The organism is Segatella oris, assembly GCF_900637655.1.
Taxonomy (GTDB): domain Bacteria; phylum Bacteroidota; class Bacteroidia; order Bacteroidales; family Bacteroidaceae; genus Prevotella; species Prevotella oris.
Genome location: NZ_LR134384.1, coordinates 424,306 through 439,390, shown reverse-complemented (window position 1 = coordinate 439,390; position 15,085 = coordinate 424,306). Strand labels below are relative to the sequence as shown.

The window sequence follows — 15,085 nt, the reverse complement described above, 5'->3', positions numbered from 1 at the left end:
GATTTTATAAACTGTTGATAGCCTGGAAAATACAATACGGCTATTCATTTATCAAGCCTAAGAAAATAACTAAAAATCTAATTGAATGGAAAAGGAAAGAACAACAAGAGGCTGTAAGTATTGTATCATATCAATCACAGCCTTGTTTGGTTTATCATTTTTGTTCCCAACGGTTGTAATGGGAAGTATTCCAAATATCACTACAACGGGAATCGTGCAGCAAAATAAGGTAAGTATAGCTGGTCGTGTTGTTGACAGCAATGGTGATCCTATTACCAATGCTACGGTTAGAGAGCTTGGTACTCATAACGGAACAATCACTGACCTCAATGGAGATTATAAATTGAGCGTCACGATTGGGGCTACACTCCAATTCTCTTCTATCGGTTATAAAACTTTGACTTACACAGTTAAAAAGTCGGGAGCGGTTAATTGCACATTGGAGGAAGATGCCTCTCTGCTTAATGAAATCGTAGCCATTGGTTATGGAAAGGCCAAGAAGGGTGATCTTTCTGCTGCTGTGGCTACTGTCGACAATGTAGACAAGTTGCAGAAACGTCCTGTAAGCAATGTTTCACAGATGCTGCAAGGACAGATTCCCGGTGTATCTGTAGTTGCTAATGGCGGTCATCCTGGTTCAGAGCCAACGATTACCATTCGCGGTATGGGCTCTCCAAACGGCGAAACTCCCCTGTATGTCGTTGATGGTGTACCCGGAGCACCTTTCAATATGAGTGATGTTGTCTCAATTACAGTATTGAAAGATGCTGCTTCTGCCGCCATTTATGGGGCCTATGCCGGTTCTGCAGGTGTCATTCTCGTTACGACCAAGCAGGCTACTGCGGGGAAACCTTCTGTTGAATATAATGGTGTGTTCGGTTTTTCCACGGCCCAGAATCTGCCGCAATCGCTCAGTTGGGAAGATGAAATGCGTGTCCGTGCATACTCTTATCAGCAGGCAGGAAGCACGCTTCCTGCAGGTTGGAACGTCATCAGCAAGGATCCTGTGTATGGAAAGACAAATACCGACTGGATAAAACAGATTTTCCGAACGGCTGCTTTCAATCGTCATAACATAGCAATCTCTGGTGGAAATGAAGAGTTTTCCAACCGGTTGTCGTTGGAAATCAATAATGCTGACGGTACACTCGTTAATACCTATAACCGACAAGTTACTGCGCGACTGAATTCGATGTGGAAGATTGCCAAGTTCCTCCGTATTCGTGAAGACCTAAGCTGGAAAGACAGAAAGGTTCACGACGTGAATACGACGAGTGCAGAGTCGGGAGTTATCCTTGCAGCCCTCATGTTTCCACGCAATACTTTCCCCTATGAAGGTAATGGTTATATGGGTACTGTGCCGAAAGCTTACGCCGAATATGCCAACATTCACGGTGATGCCATCAACCCGATGCGTATCCTTGAAGCTGCCTACGACAACAACCATGCTTCTACTTTCACTTCAACGACGTTCTTAGACATCGTGCAACCTATTACCGGTTTGAACTTCACTTCGCGGTTTACCTGGATGCAGACCAACTACATGCAGCGCTACTGGCGTCCTCAGCGTACGGAGATAGGGAAGCCTAATCTTACGAATGAGCTTTATTACAGCAACTATCGTGAACCTCAATGGGATTGGGAGAACACGTTAACCTACGACCGTATATTCGGTAAGCACACCATGGGACTCATGGCTTCAACCACAGCATCACAGTACAGTTATAGATTTAATGACGCAACGATGCGTGGATTTGAAAACGAGATAAATTCAATGATGTATTTTGCGAATGGAACACAGGTCATCAATCCTAACGATAAATATTATAAAGACCGTAATGTGTCTTACGTTGCACGTGGTGCCTATAGCTTTGCCGACCGATATTTCGTAACAGCTTCATTGAGACGGGACTATGCGAGCCGTCTTCCTAAGGGCAAGAAATATGGAGATTTCCCCTCAGTAACCGCTGCATGGAAGCTCACTTCAGAGCCATGGTTCAAGAAAAACAGTATACTGAATGTGCTGAAACTGCGTGCAAGCTGGGGTAAGATAGGCAACTTGGGGTCTATCGGCTATGGTTATGGCGTTGCAACACTGTCGACACGTTATCCGAACGACTCTCCCGATGTGGGCAGTCAGATAGGAATTGACAACCGCATCATGGCAGGTGTCTATCTTGCCAATGCCTTTAACCGCAACCTTACCTGGGAAACTTCGGAGCAGACAGACTTTGGTGTTGATGCCGTTCTCTTCAATAATCATCTTCATCTGAGTATAGACTACTTCAATAAGAACACGAGAAACCTCATTAAAACGCAGGATGTGAACTGGCCAACGACTATCGGTATATCGGCTCCGCTTATCAATGACGGCGAAGTAAACAACCGTGGCGTTGAGATTTCAGCCATGTGGAAAGATAAAATCGGCAGGAACGTCAGCTACTATGTAGGCGGTAATATTGCAACACTCCGCAACCGACTCACGAATATCGGTGCAGCCAACCCTGACGGAAGTAAACCTGTGTGGACATATGAAAGAACTTACCGTTATAAAGACCTCACGCCATATCGCAGTGCAGAGGGAAAGCCACTCTATTCTTATTATCTGCTTCGCACGGATGGTGTTTTCAAGACAGATGAAGAGGCTGCAGCTTACGTCAATGCCAATGGGAAGCGCCTGCAACCTAAAGCCAAGGCCGGCGACTTGAAGTTTGTTGATGTAGACAATGACGGCGAGATTGGTGAGGGAGACTATGAGTTCCGTGGTAACGCTATGCCGAAGTTGACCTACGCTTTCAGTGCAGGCTTCAGCTATAAGAAGTTCTCTTTCGATTTCATGCTGCAGGGTTCATACGGTGCAAAGCTCTTTAACGCCTATAAATATACTACACTCAATGAAGCCGTGGGAAGTTTCAACCGTTCTGATAAAATTCTTCAGGCGCTTGATGGGCCTACTTATGCTGTACCACGGATATCCATGACGGACGATAACGACAACTTCGGACGCATCTCAGACTGGTATCTTGAGAGTGGTTCCTATCTTCGGATGAAGAATATTTCCATCAGTTATTCATTTACAGACCTACTTAGAAAGATAGCCTTCTTCAACAGTCGACAGAGCACACTCGACCTTACACTGAGTTGTGATAACCTTTTCACAATCACTCCTTATACGGGCATTGATCCCGAAGTGGGCAGTGTCGGCTTCGACTGTGGACAGTATCCTGTTTCGAGGACTGTATCTTTAGCTGTTAAAATAAAATTCTAAAACTTCAAAAATCGAACTATTATGAAGATGAACAATATATGCTTAGCCGTTCTTTTGGTTGCGGGAATCCTCACATCCTGCACCGGTGATTGGTTGGACACAGTGAAAGAAGGTACTCCCAATGAAGGAAACTTCTGGAAAAATGACGCTGATTACATCAAGGCTGTCACCACTTTGTATGATTGTTACAGCTATGAAGAGACTTGGGGACGTGATTTATACTATGAACAAGGCGGTGCTGACGACATTGTTTACGGCAGAAGCCGTGGTAACAGCCAGATGAATCTTGCAAAACTGAAGATGGATGGCTCATCGGAAGGCTCTATCAAATGGGTCTACAACCAAATGTATGAGACGATGTCGGCAGCTAACAACGTTATCTATCATGCGCTTCTTATCCCTGAAGCACAACGAAGTGCCATTCAAAAGCGTTCTTTGGGCGAAGCTTATTTTATGAGAGCTTTCACTCATTACATGATTGCTTATCGCTATGGACGGCCTGACAATGGCGTACCGTTCGTCAAATATGAAGACTTTACAGACTATGGAAAGCAGGTGAATGATGTTCCAACCCAGCAAGTAACCGTCATGGACAACTACCGACTGATTGTTGAAGACTTTCAGAAGGCGGCTGACAATCTTGACTGGTTCAAGAACTATTCGACCGACAACTATGGAAGAGCCACGAAAGATGCGGCATTGGGTTACATGGTAAAAACCTATGCTTACTGGGCACAGCATGACAAGAGCCTGTGGGCAAAGATACCTTCCATAGTCGATAAAATCCAGAATGAAGGAGAACGCGGTCTGCTTGACAGTTATGCTGATGTCTTCAAAGCTGAAAATGAATGGAGTAAGGAGTATATCTGGTCTATCAATTCTAAAGGAAGTAATTATGCCGGCAGTATCTTCCCTGGCATTTCTCTTGAGAACAAAGGGTGGGGAGTGTTCAACGGTTGGGGCTACATGAAGCCTACATTGGAACTTTATGCAGAGTACAACAATCTGGATCAGCGCCGTGATGCTACCTTATTACAATATGGTGACCCCTTCAAATATTTCGGAGAGAACTGGAAATGGTACTCAAGTTCTGACATAGAAGTAGGCTTCGCCTTTAAGAAATACATGGATCCCTTCTCTTATGGGAAGATATTGCGTGATGCCAATGGAAAGATTACAGGTTATGAGAACACTCACATCTCAACGAATGGAGACCGACCTACTACTGATCTCAATGTTCCGTTGATGCGTTTTTCAGAATTACTGCTGTTCAAGGCCGAGGCTTTGATTATGCAGGGACAGAATGCTGCAGCCGCAGAACCACTCAATCGGATTGCAATGCGTGCCCATGAAGGAGTTACCTATACCGCTCCCACAATGATGAACCTCATGCACGAACGCCGTTGTGAACTTGCTTTTGAGTGGACTGATAGATTGATGGACCTCAAACGATGGGCTGCCGGAGGTAATGCAGACTGGAATATTGATGCACTTGCGAAGATTAAAGGTGCAAAGCACGGTATCAAACATGTTGACCGCACAAATCCCAACTCCCCTGTTGATATGGTTAATGGCAAGACTCTCACCATAAACGGGAAGACCTATCAAGGCGTTATCGTTATCGGTGCGGGGCAAGGTGATGCCAAGGAGTATGAACCTGGCGGCACTTACAGCGTTTTGCCTTATGAAATCAATCAGGTAATCAAATCGAACGGCAAGCTGAAACAGAACAAGGGGTATGCTTCTGACTTCTGATTGAGCAAGGAAAATGTTTCTGGAAATAAAGGAATGAGAACAAATATGCAGAGGATAATGTGTCAAAACATGTCCTCTGCATACGCAAGTTTCCTATCCAGGGAGAACTGCTTCTAACGTTTTATAATTCAGACAGTTAAATATAATGACTCAAATTCCAATGTGATATGCCTCACTTCATGGCGTGAAATGACTTGAGTTACAGCATAATATGACTTGAGTTATAGCATGATTTGACTCAAATCATAATGTGTTGCAAATCAGATGGTTATAAGATATGTCTAAGAACGTCTATAAATTACAATCAATGATGCTCAGAAAAGGCTTTATTTTGGCTGCAATTCTGTTTCATACTTTATTTGTATATGCCCAAAGTGGCGCACTCCAAACCTTTACTTTAGATCGCCCTTACCCTGTAGAAAGGCTTCAGCCACCCAAGGGAAAGAAGGTAAGGAATGTCATCCTCATGATTGGTGACGGCATGAGTCTCATGCACATTCAGGCTGCATGGACGGTCAATCACGGGCATCTGTGGCTTGAGAACGCTCAGGCAACAGGTCTTTCCATGACTCCGGCGACCAATCGGCTTATCACTGACTCCGGTTCTGGTGGCACTTCATTGGCAACAGGCTACAAAACTGCTCATCATGCCGTAGGTGTAGACCCTGCAGGGAAACCGCTCAAATCACTCGTTGACTATGCAAAAGAAGCCGGGAAGAGTGCAGGTATAGCCGTTACTTGCCGCTTATGGGATGCCACTCCCTGTGATTTTATCAGTCATAATCTCGACAGAGATAAGGAACAAGACCTTGTTGCAGAGATGATAAACAGTCCGGTAGACTTCGTCTTTGGCGGTGGAGCAAAGTATTTTGAGAAGCGAGATGACAACAGAAATCTTTTCAAAGAGCTGCAAAGAAAAGGCTATCATGTCTCACGTTCATTTGAAGATCTGCAGCAGAATGTCAAAAGTGGAAAAGTCTATTGTGTGCCCTTTGACGTTGATACGCCACTCCCTGATGAGCGAGGCGACCTTCTTGCACGTGCTTCTCTCAAAGGAATCAGTCTGTTAAATCAGAATAAAAAGGGCTTCTTCATGATGATAGAAGGGTCACAGTTAGATGATTACGGTCATTTTAATCAGCTTGATATGCTGATGAAAGAAACCTTAGACTTCGACCAAACCATTGGAAAAATCATGCAATGGGCAGCAAAAGATGGCGAAACACTCATCGTTATCACTGCTGATCATGAAACAGGAGGGCTGACAGTGCATGGGGGAGACTTGAAAACTGGTACTGTTATTGCACATTTCTCAACAAAAGAGCACACGGGAACCATTGTCCCCATATATGCTTTTGGCCCTGGCTCAGAACAGTTCACAGGCTTCATGGACAATACAGAAGTATTCTGGAAAATCAAGAAACTACTGAAAATATAACCCTCAAACCGAAAAGATGCAAAGGAAAATCCTCAGTTTTATCAGTTCTTTCATCGTTATCACCGCGGCAGGACAAAATCTTATCCCGTCTGGTTCGCCGTTATACAAGCTGCCATATAAAAACACTTATGTCATGGAAACGCTTGTTGCAGAGAATTCTTTCCGAACGACTAAGCAGGTAAAGCATAAGCCCGGCACTTTCGAACAGGCTAAAAAGCTACTTCCTGTGCCTTATTGGGAAGGGCACTCTGCAGAGATTGACATGTATTGGAAGGCCTGGCAGCTGGGCATCAAGAATATCTGTCAGCCACTTGACGACTCTGGTTTCGTTACAAGTTACATCGCCCCGGCTTACAACGGCAATATCTTTATGTGGGATGATGCCTTTATCACGATGTTCTGTCGCTATGGACGCAACTTCTTTCCCTTTCAGAATACGCTCGATAACTTTTATGCCAAGCAGCATCCCGACGGCTTTATATGCAGAGAAATACGTGCAGATGGGAGCGACTGCTTTGGCCGTTACGACCCGACAAGCACAGGGCCGAACCTGCTTCCATGGTCGGAGTGGCTTTATTACACTCAGTTCGGAGATGACTCACGCCTTAATAAGGTCTTTCCCGTACTTGCAGCCTATTACAAATGGCTGAAATTGAACCGTACTTGGCGTAATGGCACCTACTGGAGCAGTGGTTGGGGAACGGGAATGGACAACATGCCACGTGTCCCCGAGGGCTATAACACCATCTACAGTAACGGGCATATGATATGGCTCGATGCCTGCCTGCAACAGATTATGGTAGCAAAGATACTTCTGAAAATGGGATTCTACTTGGAGCGTTGGCAGGAAATCGAAGAATTTGAAGATGATATCAGAAATCTTTCCGACTATATCAATAAGCATATGTGGAGCGAAAAGGATGGTTTTCTCTATGATCAGTTTGCCAATGACAGCCTCAGTTCCACGCAAGGTATCTATGCTTATTGGGCATTGCACACTGATGTGCTTCCCAAAGACAGGCTCGACAAACTCGTAAGTCACCTCTCGGACACTGCCAAGTTCAACCGCCCTCACCGTGTTCCATCACTCTCTTACGATCATCCAAAATATAAAAGTAACGGCCGTTACTGGGTTGGGGGAGTATGGCCCGGTACGAATTATATGGTCATTTCCGGACTTGTGAACAAAGGTTATCGTCAATTGGCATGGGATATTGCAATGAACCATTACAATAATGTATTGGAAGTGTTCCGAAAAACAGGTACTTTCTGGGAATACTATGCCCCTGAAGATGCTGCTCCTGGCTTTATGGCGCGCAAGGATTTCGTGGGTTGGACTGGGCTTCCTCCTATTGCTGAATTGATAGAATATATCTTTGGCATTCGTGCAAACGTAGAAGACAGCAGGCTTACCATTGACGTTAATCTGACCGATGCCTATGGAGTCTGCCGTTATCCCTTTGGTCAGAGTGGCCTGATAGATATCAAGGTGGCAAAGAGAACATCGAAAGATGAGAAGCCAAAAGTAACGGTTAAGACCAATACGCCTATGGAAATTACGCTCATGTGGGGTGACAGACTGCAGACCACTCATGTCAAGGCGGGAACGCATACGCTGTAAGAAAGCAACTGAAATCATCTTTTGGGTGCTTCACGGTTATAATTCAACAATACAATACTATCAATACGCTAAAAAAGAAACAATGAAAAAGAAAATCATCTGTCTGCTGTTGGCAGTCTTATGCGGTCTTCCTGTATTGGGAAAATGGAAAGCCAACCATGTCATTCTCATCGGACTTGACGGTTGGGGTGCCTACAGTGTGCCTAAGGCAACAAACATTCCAAACCTTCAGAGCCTGATGCGAGGGGGATGTTACACGTTGAAAAAACGCAGTGTGCTGCCTTCGGAGTCTGCCGTAAACTGGTACACGATGTTCTGTGGTGCCACCCCCGAAATGCACGGATACACCAACTGGAACTCCCGCGTACCCGAAATTCCGTCTATGGTGCTGAATGAACACGGGGTTTTCCCTACTGTTTTCTATGAATTGCACCGCCAATATCCCAAGGCCGTCATCGGTTGTCTTGCCGAGTGGGACGGCATACGCTATCTTGTTGATACGCTTTCTGTGAATTATGAAGCCGTAGCCTCCAACTATGAAAAAGACAGTGAGCAGCTCTGCCGCATGTCAGAAGCGTATATCAAGGCACAGAAACCTAATCTGCTGGCTGTCATCTTCGACCAGATTGACCATACAGGGCATGCCATCGGCCACGATACACCGGCCTATTATAAAACGCTGAGCCGTGTAGATGGGTATATCGGGAGAATTATTCAGGCGCTGAAAGATGCCGGTATATATGATGACTCCATTATCATCGTCACGTCCGACCATGGCGGAATAGGGAAGAAACACGGCGGGAAATTGCTGGTGGAACTCGAAATCCCCTTCATCATCTTTGGTAAAGACATCAAGAATACGGGGGAATTCAAGGAGACGATGATGCAGTTTGACACGGCTGCAACGATAGCTGATATCTTCTCACTGAAGATGCCACAGTGTTGGCGGGGCCAGTCTATGAAGCAAGTGTTCAAGAAGTGAAATGACATCAAGGCACGGTATCTTAAAAACAATAAGTCAGGAAAATAAAATGAAAAGGACTACAGTATTTATTATAGCACTATTATTCACATGCACGCTCATGGCGCAACCTTTATATGTAGGCTCATATAACATCCGTTATAATGTATCTGATGATATCGCTGAGGGAAATTCCTGGAAAGAACGATGCCCGCATCTTTGTGATTTCATTAATTTCGAACAGCCTGTTATCTTCGGTGCGCAGGAAGTGTTGGCTGATCAACTCCATGATCTTCTGCAGGGCTTGGATAATTATGGGTATATTGGTGTTGGTCGGGAGGATGGCAAGGAAGCCGGAGAATATGCGGCAATCTTTTATAAGAAAGACCTTCTGAAGCTGTTGGACAGTGGTTATTTCTGGCTCTCTGAAACTCCGGAGAAGCCGTCAACAGGCTGGGATGCTGCGTGTATCCGTATTTGTACGTGGGGGAAATTCCAAGACAAGGCTTCGAAAAAGACGTTTTATTTCTTCAACACGCATATGGATCATGTCGGAGCCGTGGCACGGAGAGAAAGTGCCCGCCTTATCATTCAGCGCATGAAAGAACTCACAGGAGGGAAATACACCATACTTACCGGTGACTTCAATGCCAATCAGACCGATGAAAGCTATAAGATGTTTTCAGAGTCAGGCTTTCTGCGCGACTGCTATGTCAATGCACATCAGCGTATGGCGCCCGCCGGGACTTGGAATGATTATATGCAGGACTATCCGGGTATGGCACGCATAGATCACATCTTCGTCACCAAAGATTTTGATATAAATCACTATGGTATCTTTACAAACAGCTATTGGTTGGGTAAGACACGACGTAATATCTCTGACCATTATCCGGTTATGGTAAAACTTCAGATGAATTAGGGCACGCTTCACAATGTATATAAATCATTCGTAAAACATGAAGCGGGGTTTAAGAATCTGTTTAAGTTTCGATAGGCGGCGGAGGCAAAAAACTGAAAGAAAGGATCGTCCGAGACCTCGGATGAGTAGAAAATTGGAAAAAATGGCTTTCCGAGACCTCGGATGAGTCGAAAACGGGAAAAAATGGCTTTCCGAGGCCTCGGATGAGTGGAAAACTGCAAAAAATGGCTTTCCGAGGCCTCGGATGAGTCGAAAATTGAAAAAAATGTGTTTCCAACCCCTCGGAGAGCCAAAAAATGCAGAAAAACGCTCATCGTCGGTCGACGAAACGCGAAAAACGCTGAAAAATGCTCGTCGTCGGTCGACGAAATGCAGAAAATGCAGAAAAATGCTTGTCGTCGGCCAACGAAACGCAGAAAACGCTGAAAAATGCTCGTCGTCGGCCGACGAAATGCAGAAAACGCGAAAAACCGCGTTTCGTAGGGGTACAATCAATAAAAAACGGCAAAAACAGCGTTTCCGCCACGGCTGAAAGCGAAAAAATGGAGAAAATCGACTTTCGGCTGCGGCCGAAGAGTAAAAAACAACAAAAACAGCGTTTCGGCCGCGGCCGAAAGCTTAAAAATGAAAAAAATGCGTTTCGGCCATGGCCGAAAAACGAGAAACGGCAAAAACTGCATTTCGGCCACGGCCGAAGCTGAAAAAATGCCTCAAAAACGGTTTTCCAATCCCTTGGAAATGGGGAAAAAGCTTCAAAAACGGTTTTCCAACCCCTTGGAAGCAGAAAAGCAGATGCTTCAACTGAATTCACATGAATAAAATAACGAAACCATAAACACAATGAGAGTATCATCATTTATTTTGACCTGTTTAGTAGTAATGTCTACACCGCCTGCTTTCAGTCAGGTGGCACAACGTTACACGGACACCGTGGCTGAAAATGCCACGACATTCATCAGTAAGCGTCCTCCAATCCATGAGCGACTCTTTAAGTCGGAGGCCATAGACAAGGAGATAAAGCGGGTGAAGAAGATTTTGAAAGACAATCCTCGCTTGGCCTGGATGTTTGGGAACTGCTTTCCGAATACCCTTGAGACAACAGTCCACTATCGCGTGAAAGACGGCGAAGACGACACCTTTGTCTACACGGGCGATATTGCTGCAATGTGGCAGCGCGACTCCGGTGCCCAGGTATGGCCGTATGTCCGATTTGTCAATGGCGACCTTCAGCTGAAACGGATGATCAGGGGTGTCATCCTCCGAGAATTTAAGAATACGAATATTGACCGTTATGCCAATGCTTTCAATGATGGCCCAACAGGTGGAGAATGGCAGAGTGACGGGACCGACATGAAGCCCGAGATACATGAACGCAAATACGAAATAGACAGCGAATGCTATCCTATACGCTTGGCTTATCAATATTGGAAGGTGTCAGGTGATGCTACTGTTTTCGGGAATGAGTGGCTGAATGCAATCAGAAACACGCTGCTTACTTTCCGCGAGCAACAGCGTAAGAATGGGCTTGGCCCCTACCGCTTCCTGCGTGTCACTGACCGTGCCTACGACACCGTAGGTTGGGGCGGCTATGGCTCGCCTGTGAAACCATGCGGACTGATTGTTTCTGTGTTTCGTCCGTCGGACGACGCCACAATCTTTCCGTTTCTCATCCCCGCCAACTTCATGGCTGTGACCACTCTGCGCAAGGCGGCAGAGATACTCACTGCTGTCAACCGCGAAGCCGATCTTGCCAAGCAGTGTAACGACTTGGCCGACGAAGTGGAACAGGCTTTAAAGAAGTATGCCGTCTACAATCATCCGAAATATGGAAATATCTATGCGCTTGAAGTGGATGGCTTTGGAAATCATCTCCTTGCTGACGATGCCAATGTTCCTTCGTTGCTTGGTATGGGCTATTTAGGAGATGTGTCGCTTGACGATCCCACATATCAGAACACACTGCGTTTCGTTTGGAGTGAAGACAATCCTTGGTTCTTCCGCGGTAAGGTTGGCGAGGGCATCGGAGGCCCGCATATCGGTTTGAACATGGCTTGGCCAATGAGTATCATGATGAAACTGTTTATCTCTAAGGATGATAAGGAAATAGCCAAGTACATGACGATGCTTATGCATACTGATGCGGGTACCGGATTCATGCACGAGAGCTTCGATGTAAACGACTCTGACCATTACACTCGTCCGTGGTTTGCATGGCAGAATGGACTTTTTGCCGAACTTGTCATGAAGCTTATCGACGAGGGAAAGGCTCCGCTTCTCAACAGCCTGAAGTGAAAACATATAGGGATTAATTCGTCAGAACATGGCCAACAGCAGTGTTTGTCGGTCATGTTATAGCATTGTTCAACGATCAATATTTACTACACACTTATGAGAAACCTGTACGAGCGGCTTGTGTTGTCTGTCATCCTGATGTATACAGCACAGATATTGTCAGCCGTGGAAGAGAACGACTACGCCTCATTCGTCAACCCCTTAGTAGGCTCACAGTCATCGTTTCAGCTGTCTGCCGGCAACACCTATCCTGCCATAGCAATGCCGTGGGGCATGAATTTCTGGACTCCGCAGACCGGAAAGAATGGTGATGGCTGGCAATATGTTTACACTTCGCATAAGATTCGCGGACTGAAACAGACGCATCAACCGAGTCCGTGGATAAACGATTATGGGGTGTTTTCACTCATGCCAGAGGTTGGTCAGCCGGTCTTTGACGAGGAGCAGCGAGCCTCGTGGTTCTCGCATATGTCGGAGATTGTGAAGCCTTATTATTATAAGGTGTATCTTGCCGACTATGACATCAGGGCAGAGATGACGCCGACAGAGCGTGCTTGCATGATACGGTTGACTTTTCCGAAGACCGACAGTGCCAGCGTGGTCATAGATGCTTTTGATGATGTTTCTGAAGTAAAGGTAATCTCGGAGCATAACATGGTTGTGGGTTACTCTACGAAGAACAGCGGTGGGGTGCCGAAGAACTTCCGTAATTATTTTATCATTAAGTTTGATCATCCCATAGCTTATGCTCTTGATAGTGAAGGTAATGCTTTGCCCTCTGCCACCAAGTGCAAGCGCGGTTGCATCGTAGGCTTCAAGACATCACGCCGAGGTGAGCCTGTGATTGCACGCGTGGCATCATCGTTCATCAGCTCTGCGCAGGCGCAATTAAACTTAAAGGAACTTGAAACTGCAGGGAATTCCATGGAGAACATCATGGAGCGTGGGCGCAACTCCTGGAATGCGGCACTCGGACGCATAGAGATTGGCGATGACAACATCGACAACAAGCGTACCTTCTACTCTTGTCTCTATCGCTGCCTGCTGTTTCCACGTATGCTTTGGGAGAGGGATTCGGATGGCAATGTGATACACTACAGCCCCTATAATGGGAAAGTTCTGCCCGGATATATGTACACCGACACTGGTTTCTGGGATACATTCCGTGCCCTTTTCCCATTGCTGAACATGCTCTGTCCTGATGTAAACATGCGCATACAAGAAGCACTTGCCAATGTTTATCGTGAGTCTGGCTTCCTACCCGAATGGCAGTCACCGGGTCATCGCGATTGCATGGTAGGCAATAACTCCGCATCTGTCGTTGCAGACGCATGGCTTTCAGGGGTCAAGACCAAGGATGCCGAGACGCTGTGGAAGGCTGTTGTGCATGGCACTGCGGCTGTACATCCGAGCATTGGCTCTACAGGCAGGAGGGGATTTGAATATTATAACAAGTTAGGCTATGTGCCCTATGATGTGAATATCAATGAGAATGTGGCCCGTACGCTTGAATATGCCTATGATGATTGGTGCATCTACCGGCTTGGCAAGGCTATGGGGAAGTCGAAGAAAGCATTGGAACCTTTCAAAAAGCGGGCGATGAATTATCGTAATGTCTTTGATCCGACGGTAAAGATGATGCGTGGCAGACTGAAGAATGGACTGTTTCAGTCGCCTTTCTCACCTTATAAATGGGGGGATGCTTTCACTGAAGGCAACTCATGGCATTGGACATGGTGTGTGTTCCACGACCCCAATGGACTCATAAACCTTATGGGAGGCAGGGAGATGTTCAATCGGATGATGGACTCTGTGTTTGTAGTCCCACCCATATTTGACGACAGTTACTACGGACAAGTAATCCACGAAATACGTGAAATGCAGGTCATGGACATGGGGAACTATGCGCATGGCAACCAGCCTATACAGCACATGCCTTACCTCTACGATTGGTCTGGACAGCCATGGAAGGCACAGTGGCATATACGCGACATCATGGACAGACTCTATAACGCCAATCCTGACGGCTATTGTGGCGATGAAGACAATGGTCAGACCTCTGCATGGTTTGTCTTTTCGGCCTTGGGTTTCTATCCTGTATGCCCGGGAAGCGGCGAGTATGCCATTGGCACGCCCTATTTCAAGCATGTGGTTTTGCACATGCCAGAGGGAAAAACGGTAACGATTGATGCTCCGAAGTGTTCTGAAGTCAACCGATATATAGATGCGATGACTGTAAACGGGCTCTCTTGGAATGTGAACTATCTGAAGCTTAGCGACCTTAAGAAGGGGGGGAAGATAGTATTCAATATGTCGTCACAGCCGAATACTTCGCGTGGTATCAGAGCCGAAGCAGCGCCATATTCCATGAGTGCTCTCAATGTGAACAAGTAGTAAGACAAGATGAGCACGCATGATGAAATGCCAAACAGAGTAGGTTGTCTTTCCATGAAATAGCCTATAAAGACTGATTGTCAAAGGGAAAGAGCGTGCCGGATAGGAGTTCCCTTTCATATGTTTTAAGAGAGAGGTTGTCATTTGCGTCAGATTACCGTGTAATATGACTCAAGTTGTGCGGTGTTTTGACGCAGATTGCGACGTAATCTGACGCAAGTCACAACGCATAGTGACGCAAATTGCACGGCGAAGTCTGCGAAACGATGAAATCATGCCTGTTGTGTTGCTTTCCTGTCCTTAGGAAACAGCGCTTGAAAATATAGGAAACAAAGGCGATAAACATTGCAGGAAGAGGGAAGTTCAGAGCAGAGATGCCATAGAAAACAGGATTGCTGACACCTGTATTCTGCTCACTATACATGATGAAAAAG

At 45.9% G+C, this 15,085-nt stretch carries 9 protein-coding genes; all 9 read left to right on the top strand.

The window, feature by feature from the left end; translation table 11 throughout:
- The first annotated feature begins 85 nt into the window (after positions 1-85).
- Positions 86-3,268: a SusC/RagA family TonB-linked outer membrane protein gene (locus tag EL210_RS01840; protein WP_232000406.1), complete on the top strand. Its 3,183-nt coding sequence runs from the start codon at positions 86-88 to the stop codon at positions 3,266-3,268.
- A 21-nt stretch (positions 3,269-3,289) separates the two neighbouring features.
- Positions 3,290-5,023, top strand: a complete 1,734-nt coding sequence (locus EL210_RS01835; protein WP_018919519.1) for a RagB/SusD family nutrient uptake outer membrane protein — start codon at positions 3,290-3,292, stop codon at positions 5,021-5,023.
- Between the two features lie 307 nt (positions 5,024-5,330).
- Positions 5,331-6,461: an alkaline phosphatase gene (locus EL210_RS01830; RefSeq protein ID WP_018919518.1), complete on the top strand. Its 1,131-nt coding sequence runs from the start codon at positions 5,331-5,333 to the stop codon at positions 6,459-6,461.
- A 16-nt stretch (positions 6,462-6,477) separates the two neighbouring features.
- Positions 6,478-8,082 carry an MGH1-like glycoside hydrolase domain-containing protein gene (locus EL210_RS01825; RefSeq protein WP_018919517.1) on the top strand — a complete coding sequence of 535 codons (1,605 nt, stop codon included), beginning with the start codon at positions 6,478-6,480 and terminating at the stop codon, positions 8,080-8,082.
- An 82-nt stretch (positions 8,083-8,164) separates the two neighbouring features.
- Positions 8,165-9,064 carry an alkaline phosphatase gene (locus EL210_RS01820; protein ID WP_025879750.1) on the top strand — a complete coding sequence of 300 codons (900 nt, stop codon included), beginning with the start codon at positions 8,165-8,167 and terminating at the stop codon, positions 9,062-9,064.
- 49 nt (positions 9,065-9,113) lie between these two features.
- Entirely contained in the window at positions 9,114-9,965 is an 852-nt protein-coding gene (locus EL210_RS01815; RefSeq protein WP_025879749.1) for an endonuclease/exonuclease/phosphatase family protein, read from the top strand.
- A gap of 347 nt (positions 9,966-10,312) precedes the next feature.
- The gene (locus EL210_RS01810; protein ID WP_025879748.1) at positions 10,313-10,666 is read left to right on the top strand and encodes a hypothetical protein; all 354 of its coding nucleotides are present in this window, start codon (positions 10,313-10,315) and stop codon (positions 10,664-10,666) included.
- Between the two features lie 178 nt (positions 10,667-10,844).
- Positions 10,845-12,257, top strand: coding sequence for a glycoside hydrolase family 125 protein (locus EL210_RS01805; RefSeq protein WP_018919513.1), 1,413 nt, complete (start codon positions 10,845-10,847; stop codon positions 12,255-12,257).
- Between the two features lie 96 nt (positions 12,258-12,353).
- On the top strand, positions 12,354-14,651 hold the full coding sequence (locus EL210_RS01800) for a GH92 family glycosyl hydrolase (RefSeq protein WP_018919512.1): 2,298 nt from the start codon (positions 12,354-12,356) through the stop codon (positions 14,649-14,651).
- Positions 14,652-15,085 lie beyond the last annotated feature (434 nt).